Genomic DNA, 14,080 nt, shown 5'->3' on the forward strand with positions numbered 1-14,080 from the left:
TCCACCATGCCGTCCCGCCCCCTGTTATGTGTCGACGACGAATCCAGCAATCTGGCAACCCTGCGCCAGTTGCTGCGCGACGACTTCGCACTGGTCTTCGCCAAATCCGGTGGCGAAGCCCTGGATGCGGTGACGCGCCACACGCCCCAGCTGATCCTGCTGGATGTCGAATTGCCGGATATGGACGGCTATGCGGTGGCACGCGCACTCAAGCAGCAGCCTTCCAGCAACGCCATCCCCATCCTGTTCGTGACCTCGCGCAACAGCGAGCACGACGAACGCCTCGGGTTGGAAGCGGGCGCAGCCGATTACGTCAGCAAGCCCTACTCGCCTGCGCTGCTCAAGGCGCGCATCACCACCCAGTTGACGCTGGCCGAAAACGCACGTCTTGCCCTGCAATACCGCGACGCGATCCATCTGCTCGGCACCGCCGGCCAGGGACAGGACGTCGACACCGGCGCGCATATCTGGCGGATGGCGGTGTATGCGCGGGTCCTGGCCGAAACGGTGGGATGGTCGCCGCAGCAGGCGCAGACCCTGCAGGACGCAGCCCCGTTGCACGACGCAGGCAAGATCGCAGTGCCCGGTAGCATCCTGCAGAAGCCCGAGTCGCTGGACGAACACGAACGCTCGGTGGTACGCCAGCACCCACAAGCCGGACACGATCTCTTGCGCCATGGCCGCGGACCGGTATTCCAGTTGGCAGCGGAAATCGCGCTGCATCATCACGAATGCTGGGACGGCAGCGGATATCCAAATGGATTGGCAGGCGACGCGATCCCCGAATCGGCACGCATCGTCACGGTGGCCGACGTGTTCGATGCGCTGTGCGGGCGGCGCGCCTACAAGGCGCCCTGGACGGTGGAAGATGCCATACGCAAGCTCGACAGCATGGCAGGCAAACAACTGGAACCGCGCTTGGTGCAGCATTTCCGCGAGGCATTACCGCAGATTCTGCAAATCAAGGACACCTGGGACAGCCCTGCGGCATCGCGTTGATCCGGGCAGGCAGTGCGCCGATCCAGGCGCGCAACCAACAAACGCGATACGACCTTGTCCTGGGGGTAAACGTCTGAGTGCCCCGGAATCAGGTTCCGTGCATGGCTGCGCGACCAGCGTCACCAGCATTCAATCCAGCAGACGCACGCAGCGTTGCTGCCGTTCGCTTGAACGCGAAGCTACACAAGTAGACAATATCCATGTTGCACCGCACAACACCGTGCGACGCGGGGCGACCCTGCTGCCATCTGCAGCCCAGGCGGCGCGGCCCCGCAACCGAGAGTCCGATGTCCTTCAGCGTGTCCGAGGCCGGCGCTACGCCGCCGCGTTATCCCGATTACCGCATCATCTCGCTGATCCTGGCCTGCGCCATTTTCATGGAGCAGATGGATGCCACCGTGCTGGCCACCGCGCTACCGACCCTGGCGCGCGACTTCGGCGTGGCGGCCCCGGCCATGAGCATCGCCATGACCAGCTACCTGCTGGCGCTGGCAGTGTTGATCCCGGCCAGCGGCGCCATCGCAGACCGCTTCGGACTTCGCCGCGTGTTCGGCGCCTCCATCTGGGTGTTCGTCGGTGGCTCGATCCTGTGTTCGCTGGCCGACAGCCTGCCCACCATGGTGGCTGCGCGTGTACTGCAGGGCGCCGGCGGCGCCATGATGGCCCCGCTCGGCCGGCTGATCCTGTTGCGCACGGTGGAACGTCGCCATCTGGTGTCGGCAATGGCCTGGACGCTGGTACCGGCCTTCATCGGCCCGATGCTCGGCCCACCGCTGGGCGGCTTTTTCGTCTCGTATCTGGATTGGCGCTGGATCTTCTATATCAACGTACCGATCGGTATCACCGGTTTTCTGCTGGTGCGGCGTTTCATTCCGGACATTCCCACCGAATCGGCGCCGGCGCGTTTCGATCTGCGCGGCTTCGTGATGTGCGGCACGGCACTGGGCTGCCTGCTGTTCGGAATGGAGATGGTCAGCCAGGAAAACGGCATCGGCGAAGCCAGCTGGCTGCTGGCGATCGGCGGCAGCGCGGCGTTGGGTTATCTCTGGCACGCGCTTCACCACCCCGCTCCGCTGCTGGATCTGAGCTTGCTGCGGATCGAGTCGTTCCGGTTGTCGGTGATCGGCGGTGCGCTGATGCGCATCACCCAGGGCGCGCAACCGTTTCTGTTGCCGCTGCTGTTTCAGATCGGCTTCGGCATGAGCGCTGCGCAGAGCGGCCGGCTGATCCTGGCCACCGCGCTCGGCGCACTGCTCATGCGCAGCATCACTCCGCAATTGCTGCGCCGCTTCGGTTACCGCAACAGCCTGATCGGCAACGGCGTGCTCGCCAGCCTGGGTTACATGGTGTGCGCGCTGTTTCGCCCCGACTGGCCGCCGGTCCTGATGTTCGGCCTGCTGCTGTGCTGCGGCGGCTTCATGTCGTTCCAGTTCGCCGCCTACAACACCATCGCCTACGAAAACGTGCCCAGCGCGCGCATGAGCCGCGCCAGCAGTCTGTACACCACCATGCAGCAGCTCATGCTCTCGGTCGGCGTCTGCGCCGGCGCCATGATCCTCAACCTGGCGATGCTGGCCGGCGACCACGAAACGCCGCAACAAGGCGATTTTTCGCTGGCATTTTGCATCGTCAGCCTGATTTCGCTCAGCGCCACCTGGTGGCATGTGCGCTTCGACAAGCATGCCGGGCAGGAGATGAGTGGGCATCGGGCCTAGGCATCCTGCCGGCAATTCGGCAGCCTAATTGCGCATACCCGCTAATAAGCCAACTTAAAATTAGTAAAATCGCGCATGAAAATTTTTATATACATCGATTCCTGCACCTGGAATTACATTGTCAAACATGAGATAGACCTTGAAAAAGAGCTACCAGCGCACCGTTACAAGATATGCACAACCCCCGAGATTGACACTGAGCTGGCAGCGATTCCCGACCGAAAAAGCGAACTGAAAAATTCGATCCAGGAAATAAGAGAGCGCAACTCTGTAAGTACCACTCGTTCCTTAGGATTCGGAGCGCCCTACGTAGGCTTCGGACAAGGTAGCTTTCAGTCTCCAGCGGAAAAGGAGTGGCACGAAGACTATTACCGACCGAAGGCACCATGCAAACGGAAGGGCTCGGGTTTACCAATGGGAGCGACTGATTCAGACCTGGCTGAACGATCAAGCAATGCAGTCGTTCTCACAGCAGAAAGCCCACAAAAGTCAGGCCCACTCAAATCTGCGGCGAATGAAGGCAAGCTCGTAATATTCGTAGGTTCGGATTTTAAACCCGGTGATGCGAGTCTAAGGAAATACGTCGAGCATAGGCTGGCAACACTGAAATAACGCAACGCTTTTCGCCGTTATTGATAGCTTTGGACAGCTAGCCAGAGCTTGGCTCTGCATGTGAAGACGACACCACGCAAAAAACCGCCCAAGGGGGCGTTTTCAAGACACCGTGACCAACCGCGGTGACGAAGCAAGCTTCGCCACCGCATTGTCGTACTGCTTACAGCCCGTGCGCCGCCAACTGGCCCAACCGCTGCACTGCCACCGACACGGTCGGGTAGTCCAGCGTCTTCTGCTCGGCCACGTCGGTGAGCATGGCCAGGGTGAAGCGCAGGCTGGAATCGTCACGCTGCATCCAGTTGGCCACCTTGTCCTCGGCACTGCTGCCGGACATGGTCAGCACCTGACCCACCAGCACACGCTGATGCGCAGCCAGTTCGTCGCGCAGCACGCCGCGCGCCACCGCATGCCAGCGACCGTTGACCTCCAGCGCGTCGATCTGCTCGAACAACCACGGCAGCCGCAGCGCCTCGCCCAGGCGGAAGTGCACCTTGGACACTTCCACCGGCTTGAGCTTGCGGGTGCGCGCGGTTTCGATGATGTCGAACGCCGGTTCCAGATAGCGCAACTCGGACAACTGCTGCGCCAGTGCCGGCGGCAAGCCCTTGTCCTGCCATTCCTGCACGCTGGCTTCGTACAGCGGCCGCTGTGTGTCGGACAACACGCCCGATGCCACGCGGATATCGTTGAACGGGCCGTGATACCGCTCCACCGCTGCGGTGATGCCCGGCATCTGACCCGGACACAGCAACAGCCAGCGCACGAACGAGCGTTGCAGGCGCCAGATCACTTCCAGCGCATCGATCTGCACCGACTCGGGCACCTTGCCGTCCAGCGCATCGATCTGCGTCCACAGCGCGCGCGCATCCAGCGTTTCGCGGCTGATGGTGTAGGCCTTGGCGACCTCGCCGATGCTGCGGCCGGTGTCTTCCTGCATACGCATCAGGAAGGTGGCGCCCATGCGGTTGATGGTGGTGTTGGTCACCGCAGTGGCGATGATTTCGCGCTTCAGACGATGGCGCTCCATCGCATCTGCGTACTTCTTCTGCAGCGGCTGCGGAAAGTAGCGCTGCAGTTCCTTGGACAGGTACGGGTCTTCGGGGATATCCGATTCCAGCAACTGCTGGAACGCCACCAGCTTGGAATACGACAACAGCACCGACAGCTCCGGGCGGGTCAACCCCTGCCCGCGCGCCTTGCGTGCCGACAGCTCGGCATCGGACGGCAGGTATTCGATCTGGCGATCGAGCAGGCCCTGCAGTTCCAGCGTGCGGATGAAGTGCTGCTTGGAGCCCAGCCGCTTGACGCTCATGCGCTCCATCAAGCTGATGGCCTGGTTCTGGCGATAGTTGTCCCACAGCACCAGGTCGGCCACTTCGTCGGTCATCGACGCCAGCAACGTGTTGCGTGCGTCATAGGTGAGCTTCTTGGCCTGCACCATGTCGTTGAGCAGGATCTTGATGTTCACCTCGTGATCGGAGGTGTCCACGCCGGCCGAGTTGTCGATGAAGTCGGTATTGAGCAGCACGCCGGTCTGCGCCGCTTCGATGCGGCCGAGCTGGGTCAGGCCCAGGTTGCCGCCCTCGCCCACCACCTTGCAGCGCAGTTCGCCGCCATTGACGCGCAGACCGTTGTTGGCGCGGTCGCCCACATCGGTATGCGATTCGCTGGACGCCTTGACGTAGGTGCCGATACCGCCGTTCCAGAACAGGTCTACCGGCGCCTTGAGGATGGCGTTCATCAGCGCGTTCGGCGAGAGCTGCTTGACGTTGGACTCAAGCCCCAGCGCCTCGCGCACCGGCGCGCTGATGTCGATCGACTTGAGCGTGCGCGGATAGATGCCGCCGCCGGCGCTGATCAGCTTGGCGTCGTAATCGGCCCAGCTGGAACGCGGCAGCTTGAACAGGCGCTCGCGCTCGGCGAACGAGGCCGCCGGATCCGGCGACGGGTCGAGGAAGATATGCCGGTGATCGAACGCGGCCAACAGGCGGATATGCCTTGAAAGCAGCATGCCGTTGCCGAACACGTCGCCGGACATGTCGCCGATGCCGACCACGCTGAAATCCTGGCTCTGGCAATCGCGCCCCATTGCGCGGAAGTGGCGCTTGACCGACTCCCACGCGCCGCGCGCGGTGATGCCCATGCCCTTGTGGTCGTAACCGACCGAGCCGCCGGAAGCGAACGCATCGCCCAGCCAGAAGCCGTGATCCAGCGCCAGGCCATTGGCGATGTCGGAGAAGGTGGCAGTGCCCTTATCGGCTGCAACGACCAGATACGGGTCGTCCTGATCGTGACGTACCACCTGCGGCGGCGGCACGATCTTGCCGCCGACGATGTTGTCGGTGATGTCGAGCAGGCCCTGGATAAACAGCTTGTAGCAGGCGATGCCCTCGGCCTGGATCGCATCGCGGTCGCCACCGACAGGCGAACGCTTGACGTAAAAACCGCCCTTGGCGCCGACCGGCACGATCACGGTGTTCTTGACCATCTGCGCTTTCACCAGGCCCAGCACTTCGGTACGGAAATCCTCGCGGCGGTCCGACCAGCGCAGGCCGCCACGCGCGACCGCGCCAAAGCGCAGGTGCACGCCTTCCACGCGCGGGCCATACACGAAGATCTCGCGATACGGGCGCGGCTTTGGCAGGTCCGGCACCAGCGCCGAATCCAGCTTGAAACTGATGCAGTGGCCGTGCTTGCCCTGTTTATCGGTCTGGTAATAGTTGGTGCGCAAGGTCGCATCGATCACGTCGATGAAGCTACGCAAGATGCGGTCTTCGTCCAGGCTGGAGACGCGGTCCATCAACTTCAACAGCGTGGCGCGGGTGGCCTCCTGCTGCGCAGCGCGGTCGCCGCCGCGTGCCTCCAGGACCGGTTCCAGCGCCTTGAGCGTAGCCTCATCGCCGCCCGCCAGTGCAGAGAGTTCTTCGCGCAGACGTTCCTGGCCGGCAGCGATCTGCCCCTTTGTTTCGCTACCGGTGGACAGGTCGAAGCGCGCTTCGAACAGTTCCACCAGCAAACGTGCCAGCAACGGGTAACGGGTGAAGGTCGCTTCGACGTAGGCCTGCGAGAACGGTACCGCCGTCTGCAGCAGGTACTTGCAGTAACCGCGCAGCAGCGCGACCTGGCGCCAATGCAGGCCAGCGGCCAGGATCAGGCGGTTGAAGCCATCGTTTTCGGCATCGCCGTTCCAGATGCGCTCGAACGCTTCGCCGAAGCTGGCATCGGCGCTGGCTGCATTGATCTTGCCGGCAGTGGATTCGACCTCGAAATCCTGGATATAGACCGGCGTTTCGCCCACTTGCAGCCGGTATGGCCGCTCGGAGATCACGCGCAGGCCCATGTTTTCCATCATCGGCATCGCATCGGACAACGGAATGTCGTCGAGCTGGCGATACAGTTTCAAGCGCAGGCCTTTGCCCGCGTCCTGGCGCGCGCCGTCGTCGCGACGGATGTCCTGCAGGCTCAGGTGCAGATCGTCCGGACCATCCAACGTGGCCAGATGTTCGACGTCGGACACCGCCGACTCGATCGACGACTCTTCGATATAGCCGGCCGGCAAGGCGCGGCCAAAGTTGGCTGCCATGCGCAGGCCGTTGGCCTCGCCGTGACGCGCCACCAGCGCCTCGCGCAGGGCATCGCGCCAGTTGCGCAGCAGATGCGCCAGGCGCGATTCGAGCTCGGTGGTATTGAACTCGAGCGCTTCGCCGCTCTTGGGCCGCACGATCAGGTGCAGTTGCGCCAGCGGCGATTCGCCCAGCACCACCGACGAGTCGATGTATTCGCCGTGCAACGCATCTTTCAACAAGGCTTCGATGCGCAGGCGCACGTCGGTGTTGAAGCGCTCGCGCGGGATATACACCAACGCCGAAATGAAGCGGCTGTACTTGTCGCGGCGCAGGAACATGCGGCTGCGCACGCGCTCCTGCAGGCCCAGGATGCCGATCGCGGTGCGGTACAGCTCTTCTTCGTTGGACTGGAACAGTTCTTCGCGCGGCAGCGTTTCCAGAATGTGGCGCAAGGCCTTGCCGCTATGGCTGCTCGGAGTCAGACCCGACTTGCTCATCACATACTCGTGGCGCTGACGCACCAACGGAATTTCCCACGGGCGGCGGTTATAGGCGCTGGAGGTGAACAGGCCCAGGAAACGCTGCTCGCCGACGATGCGGCCCTTGGCGTCGAATTCCAGGATGCCGATGTAGTCCATGTAGCCAACCCGATGCACGCGCGAACGTGCATTGGTCTTGGTCAGGATCAACGCGTCCTTGAGCTTGGCCGAGGCATTCAGGCCGTGCGCGGCCAGCGTGGTCACCGGGCGCGCCGGCGAGGTGTCGTGTCCGCGCATCAGGCCCAACCCGGTCTCTTCCACCGGCGCCAGCACGTCCTGACCGTCCTGCTTCTCCACGCGGTATTCGCGGTAGCCGAAGAAGGTGAAGTGGTCGGCGGCGGCCCAGCGCAGAAACTCCTGCGCTTCGCGGCGGCTGATGTCGTCGATCGGCAGGCGGCGGGTGGCCAGGTCGTCGGCCAGCATCACCATCTTTTCGCGCATCGCCGCCCAGTCGTGCACGATGGCGCGTACTTCGGCCAGCACCTTGCGCACCGCCGCTTCCAGCTTGGGCATTTCTTCCGGCGGCTGGCGATCGATCTCCAGCACCATCAACGACTCGCTCTTGCCCTCGCCCACTGCCGTCAGCTTGCCGGCCTTGTCGCGCGTGATGCGCAGCACCGGGTGGCCGAGCACGTGCACGCCGATACCCAGGTCCGACAGGGTCATGCTCACCGAGTCCACCAGGAACGGCATGTCGTCGTTGACGATCTGCAGCAGCGTGTGCGGCGACTCGTAGCCGTGGCTCTTCAAGGTGGGATTGAACACCCGCACGTTGACCGTGCCGGCCTTGCGCACGCGTGCGAATTCCAGCATGTCCGATGCCAGCGCCGCCCACTGCTCCGGCGGATGGTTCGGGAATTCGTCCTCCTCCATGCGCCGGTAGAAGTCGGCGGCGAACGCCTGGACCTCTGCCTGGCGGCCGGCCGGGTAGCGCTTGCGCATCGCGGCCAACACCGGTTCGAGGGTGACCGCCTGCGGTTCGGTGGCAAGCACGGGGACGGCACGTTCGGCGACCGGTTTGACCGACGTCGTGGACGATTTCGAAGCGGCTTTCTTGGCTGTCATGAGTAGAGCTGGAATGCTCGGAGGAAAACTGAATTGTACCGGTGCGCGATGACGACGCCTTGCTGCATAGCGCAAATCCGTACCCCGCCGTCGCCCTTCGCAGCACAAAAAGCATTACATCTCTGTAATTCATGGAACGGGGCGCCCCGGTGCTGGCGCCAGATCGCCAGAACCGGCAAAGTCCGGCCGAATGCTTGGCACATAAGGCGTTGCACAGACGAAACTGCGACCGTCAAGCCTGTTTAAAAACTAAACTGGACGGTATAGTCTACCGCCATGACCTCTCGTCCCCACCGTGCTGCCCGGCGTTCGGACTGCGACCGCCGTATCCATGCGGCTGTGCACGCGCTGCTTGCCGAGCGTGGCATGCGGCTGAGCATGGACGCGGTGGCCGAGCGGGCAGGCTGCTCCAAGCAAACCCTGTACAGCTATTACGGTTGTAAAGAAAATCTGCTGCGCGATGTAATTCAGGACCACGTGCATCTGGCGGCCGGGCCGCTGGGCACGGTCTCGGGCGATCTCCACGCGGATTTGCTGGCCTTCGCGCTGGCCCATCTTGACCGTCTGAACAACCCCGATGTGCTACAGACTTGCCGTCTGGTAGAAGCCGAGTCGCACCGGTTTCCCGACCAGTCCCAGCAGATCTTCCACGACGGCGTGGTCGGCATGCAGCAGCGCCTGGCGCATCGCTTCGAACAGGCGATCGCTGCCGGCCAGCTGCGGCATGACGATCCGCACTTCATGGCCGAACTGTTGCTGAGCATGATCGTCGGGCTGGATTTCGACCGCCAACGGTTTCAGGTCCCCCATCGCGCCGGCCTCCCCGCCAGGCAGCAGTGGGCGCAGTTTGCCGTGGACACCTTCTTGCGTGCGTTTGCTCCGGCGTCTGCCGCGCCGTCTCTGGCCCCCCCTTCTCTTCTCACTTCAAGACCCTAACGGAGTTCCTCCTGATGATTGCCCCACTCCGCACCTTCGGCCTGGCCTTGGCCATCACCGTGGCGCTCGCTGCCTGCAGCAAGCCCGAACAGCAGCAGGCGCCACCGCCGCCGGAAGTGTCGGTGCTGGAAATGAAACCGCAGACGCTGCCACTGGAACGCGACCTGGTGGGCCGCCTGTCCGCGTACCGCTCGGCCGATGTACGCGCACGCGTGGACGGAGTGCTGCTCAAGCGCCTGTACACCGAAGGCGCCAACGTGAAAGAAGGCCAGCCGTTGTTCCAGATCGACCCGTCGCAGCTGAAGGCCACCCTGCTGCAGACACAGGGTCAACTGGCCGCAGCCGAGGCGACCTATACCAACGCCAAGATCGCCGCGACGCGTGCGCGCAGCCTTGCGCCGCAGCAGTACGTGTCGCGCGCAGACATCGACACCGCCGAAGCCAACGAGCGTTCGTCCGGTGCCAGCGTGCAGCAGGCACGCGGTGCGGTCGAAGCTGCGCGCATCCAGCTCGGCTTCGCCAGCGTCACCTCGCCGATTACCGGCCGCGCCGGGATCCAGCGCGTGACCGAAGGCGCGTTGGTCGGTGCAGGTGAAGCCACCCTGCTGACCACCGTCGACCAGATCGACCCGCTGTACGTGAACTTCGCCATGAGCAGCGAAGAACTGGCCGCGCTGCGTCAGGCGCAGAGCAGCGGCAATGTGCAGCTCAGCGGCGACGGCAAATCCACCATCAACGTGGAACTGGGCAACGGCACGCAGTATCAGCACCCCGGCACATTGGACGTGTCTGCGGTGACGGTGGACCCGAGCACCGGCGCGGTGTCGCTGCGCGCAACCCTGCCCAACCCCGAACAGTCGCTGCTGCCGGGTGCGTTCGTGACCTTCAAGGCCAGCCTGGGCCAGCGCAACAACGCCTACCTGCTGCCGCAGCAGGCGGTGCAACGCGATGCCACTGGCGCCTACGCGCTGGTGCTGGGCAAGGACGGCAAGGTGGTGCGCAAGAACCTGACCGTCGACGGCCAGCAGAAGGGCCAGTGGATCGTGACCGGCGGCATGTCCCAGGGCGACCAGGTCATCGTCGATGGCCTGCAGAAGGCCAAGGAAGGGCAACCGGCCAAGGGCGTGCCGTGGGATCCGAACAAGCCCGCACAAGGTGGCCAGCCCGGCGCACCGGGCGCGGCGCCGGCCGCAGCCCAGGGTGGAGACACCCAGGCCGCACCGGCGGCCGACAAGGCCGATGCAGCGGCGCCGGCCGCCCAGCAACAGCCCACGCAGGACGCGGCCGCGCAACCGGCCGACTCCCAGTCCAAGCAGCAGTGACGGAACCCGGACATGCCTAAGTTTTTTATCGAACACCCGATCTTTGCCTGGGTGGTGGCGATCCTGATCTCGCTTGCCGGCGTGATCTCGATCCTGAATCTGGGTATCGAGTCGTACCCGACGATCGCCCCGCCGCAGGTCACCGTCACCGCCAACTTCCCCGGCTCCAGCGCCGACACCGCCGAGAAGGCGGTGACGCAGGTCATCGAGCAGCAGCTCACCGGTATCGACCACCTGCTGTACTTCAACTCGTCCTCGGCCGCCAATGGCCGCGTCACCATCACGCTGACCTTCGAAACCGGCACCGACGCGGATATCGCGCAGGTGCAGGTGCAGAACAAGGTGTCGCTGGCCACGCCGCGTCTGCCGTCGGAAGTGACCCAGCAAGGTGTGGTGGTCGCCAAGGCCAACGCCGGCTTCCTGATGGTGGCCGCGCTGCGCTCGGACAACCCGTCGATCAACCGCGACGCGCTCAACGACATCGTCGGGTCGCGCGTGCTCGAGCAGATTTCGCGCGTGCCCGGCGTGGGCAGCACCAACCAGTTCGGTGCCGAGTACGCGATGAACATCTGGTTGAACCCGGAGAAGCTGCAGGGCTACAACCTGTCGGCCACCCAGGTGCTGACGGCGGTGCGTAACCAGAACGTGCAGTTCGCTGCCGGTTCGGTGGGCGCCGACCCGACCCCGGAAGGCATCAGCTTCACCGCCACGGTGTCGGCCGAGGGCCGCTTCAGCTCGCCGGACCAGTTCGAAAACATCATCCTGCGCACCGACAACAACGGCGCCACCGTGCGCTTGAAGGACGTCGCCCGGGTGACCGTGGGGCCGAGCAATTACGGCTTCGACACCCAGTACAACGGCAAGCCCACCGGCGCCTTCGGTATCCAGCTGTTGCCGGGTGCCAATGCCTTGAACGTGTCCGAGGCGGTCGGCGCCAAGCTCGACGAACTGCAGCCGACCTTCCCGCAGGGCGTGACCTGGTTTGCGCCGTACGAATCGACCACCTTCGTGCGCATCTCCATCGAGGAAGTGATCCACACGCTGGTGGAAGCCATCGTGCTCGTGTTCCTGGTGATGCTGCTGTTCCTGCAGAATTTCCGCGCCACCGTGATTCCCACGCTGGTGATTCCGGTCGCGTTGCTGGGCACGTTCTTCGGCATGTACATCATCGGCTTCACCATCAACCAGCTGACGCTGTTTGCGATGGTGCTGGCGATCGGCATCGTGGTGGACGATGCGATCGTGGTGATCGAGAACGTCGAACGCATCATGAGCGAAGAGCATCTGGAGCCGAAGGCGGCCACCCAGAAGGCGATGACCCAGATCACCGGCGCGGTGGTGGCCATCACCGTGGTGCTAGCAGCCGTGTTCATTCCCTCCTCGCTGCAGCCCGGCGCATCGGGTGCGATCTATAAACAGTTCGCGCTGACCATCGCCATGTCGATGGGTTTTTCCGCGTTTCTGGCATTGAGCTTCACCCCGGCACTGTGCGGGGCCTTCCTCAAGTCGACCCACTCCACCAAGAAGAACTGGGTCTACCGCACCTTCGACACGTACTACGACAAGCTGGCGCATCGCTATGTCGGCGTGGTCGGCCATACCCTCAAGCGCTCGCCGCCGTGGATGATCGCGTTCGTGGCGCTGGTGGTGCTGTGCGGCTTCCTGTTTACGCGCATGCCGGGCAGCTTCCTGCCGGAAGAAGACCAGGGCTTTGCGGTGGCCATCGTGCAGTTGCCGCCGGGCGCGACCAAGATCCGCACCAACGAAGCGTTCGCACAGATGCGTGCGGTGCTTGAGAAGCAGCCGGCCGTGGAAGGCATGTTGCAGATCGCCGGCTTCAGCTTCCTGGGCTCGGGCGAAAACGTCGGTATGGGCTTCATCCGGCTCAAGCCGTGGGAAGAACGCGACGTCACTGCCGAGCAGTTGATCCAGCAACTCAATGGCGCCTTCTACGGCATCAAGGGCGCGCAGATCTTCGTGGTCAACCTGCCCACCGTGCAGGGTCTGGGCCAATTCGGTGGCTTCGACATGTGGCTGCAGGACCGTTCCGGTGCCGGCCAGGAAGCGCTGATCCAGGCCCGCAATATCGTGCTCGGCAAGGCGGCGCAAAAGCAGGACGCGCTGGTGGGCGTACGCCCGAACGGCCTGGAAAACTCGCCGCAGCTGCAGTTGCACGTGGACCGTGTGCAGGCGCAGTCGATGGGCCTGAATGTCAGCGACATCTACAGCTCGATCCAGCTGATGCTGGCGCCGGTGTACGTCAACGACTACTTCGCCGAGGGCCGCATCAAGCGCGTCAACATGCGCGCCGACGATCAGTTCCGTACCGGTCCCGAGTCGCTGCGCAACTTCTTCACTCCCAGCACCACAGCCACCGGTGCCGACGGTCAGCCGGGGATGATTCCGCTGAGCAATGTGGTCAAGGCAGAGTGGACCTACGCCTCGCCAGCGTTGAACCGCTACAACGGCTATTCGGCGGTGAATCTGGTCGGTAACCCCGCCCCGGGTGGAAGTTCCGGCCAGGCGATGAGCGCGATGGAAGAGATCGTCAACAACGATCTGCCGCCGGGCTTCGGCTTCGACTGGAGCGGCATGTCGTACCAGGAAATCATCGCCGGTAATGCGGCAACGCTGTTGCTGGCGTTGTCGGTGGTGGTGGTGTTCCTGTGCCTGGCAGCGCTTTACGAGAGCTGGTCGATTCCAGTGGCGGTCCTGATGGTGGTGCCGATCGGCGTGCTGGGTGCGATCACCTTCTCGATGCTGCGCGGGTTGCCGAACGATCTGTACTTCAAGATCGGCATGATCACGGTGATTGGTCTTGCAGCGAAGAACGCGATCCTGATCGTGGAATTCGCGGTGGAGCAGCGTGCGGCGGGCAAGACCCTGCGCGAAGCGACAATGGAAGCGGCGCATCTGCGTTTCCGCCCGATCCTGATGACCTCGTTCGCCTTCATCCTGGGCGTGTTGCCGCTGGCGATCTCCACCGGTGCCGGCGCCAACTCACGTCACTCCATCGGTACCGGCGTGATCGGCGGCATGGTGTTCGCCACCGTGCTCGGCGTGATCTTCATCCCGCTGTTCTTCGTGGTGGTGCGCCGCATGCTGGGCGACAAGCTGGACGAGCAGTCCAAGGAATATCTGGCCCTGCAGAACGAAGGTGGACCCCACCGGCCTGATCGCTGAGTCAGACGTTCGATGCAAACCAAAAGCCCCGGCAGTACCGTAATGCTGTTCACTTAAGTGGTGCGGCCTTCCGATTGATGGGGTAGCGCGTCTTCGATATCTTCACCGTCCTTGGCCGAGATGGCCTTGGACGGTGATCA

General features: G+C 63.6%; 7 protein-coding genes. 6 read left to right on the top strand and 1 reads right to left on the bottom strand.

Annotation, left to right across the window (positions count from 1 at the left end):
* Positions 1-6: 6 nt before the first annotated feature.
* The 3 genes from XBLMG947_RS12315 to XBLMG947_RS22660 all read left to right on the top strand — a co-directional run bounded on the left by XBLMG947_RS12315 (position 7) and on the right by XBLMG947_RS22660 (position 3,326).
* Positions 7-999, top strand: a complete 993-nt coding sequence (locus tag XBLMG947_RS12315; RefSeq protein ID WP_065468976.1) for an HD-GYP domain-containing protein — start codon at positions 7-9, stop codon at positions 997-999.
* Positions 1,000-1,286: 287 nt separating this feature from the next.
* Complete coding sequence (locus XBLMG947_RS12320; protein WP_065468977.1) at positions 1,287-2,714, top strand: DHA2 family efflux MFS transporter permease subunit; 1,428 nt, start codon at positions 1,287-1,289, stop codon at positions 2,712-2,714.
* 75 nt (positions 2,715-2,789) lie between these two features.
* Positions 2,790-3,326 (top strand): hypothetical protein, encoded by a 537-nt coding sequence (locus XBLMG947_RS22660; RefSeq protein WP_139074394.1) that lies wholly within the window; start codon positions 2,790-2,792, stop codon positions 3,324-3,326.
* Positions 3,327-3,489: 163 nt separating this feature from the next.
* Here XBLMG947_RS22660 and XBLMG947_RS12325 read toward each other — a convergent pair whose 3' ends face one another.
* Positions 3,490-8,499 carry an NAD-glutamate dehydrogenase gene (locus XBLMG947_RS12325; RefSeq protein WP_065468978.1) on the bottom strand — a complete coding sequence of 1,670 codons (5,010 nt, stop codon included), beginning with the start codon at positions 8,497-8,499 and terminating at the stop codon, positions 3,490-3,492.
* Between the two features lie 276 nt (positions 8,500-8,775).
* On the opposite strand from XBLMG947_RS12325, the gene XBLMG947_RS12330 reads away from it, so the two are divergent.
* Genes XBLMG947_RS12330 through XBLMG947_RS12340 form a run of 3 tightly spaced genes read left to right on the top strand, consistent with a single transcriptional unit; the run spans position 8,776 to position 13,940 of the window.
* Positions 8,776-9,435: a TetR/AcrR family transcriptional regulator gene (locus XBLMG947_RS12330; RefSeq protein ID WP_065468979.1), complete on the top strand. Its 660-nt coding sequence runs from the start codon at positions 8,776-8,778 to the stop codon at positions 9,433-9,435.
* A 14-nt stretch (positions 9,436-9,449) separates the two neighbouring features.
* The gene (locus XBLMG947_RS12335; protein WP_065468980.1) at positions 9,450-10,757 is read left to right on the top strand and encodes an efflux RND transporter periplasmic adaptor subunit; all 1,308 of its coding nucleotides are present in this window, start codon (positions 9,450-9,452) and stop codon (positions 10,755-10,757) included.
* A 12-nt stretch (positions 10,758-10,769) separates the two neighbouring features.
* On the top strand, positions 10,770-13,940 hold the full coding sequence (locus tag XBLMG947_RS12340; protein ID WP_065468981.1) for a multidrug efflux RND transporter permease subunit: 3,171 nt from the start codon (positions 10,770-10,772) through the stop codon (positions 13,938-13,940).
* Positions 13,941-14,080: the final 140 nt, after the last annotated feature.

Source organism: Xanthomonas bromi, from assembly GCF_900092025.1.
In the GTDB taxonomy this organism is placed as follows: domain Bacteria; phylum Pseudomonadota; class Gammaproteobacteria; order Xanthomonadales; family Xanthomonadaceae; genus Xanthomonas; species Xanthomonas bromi.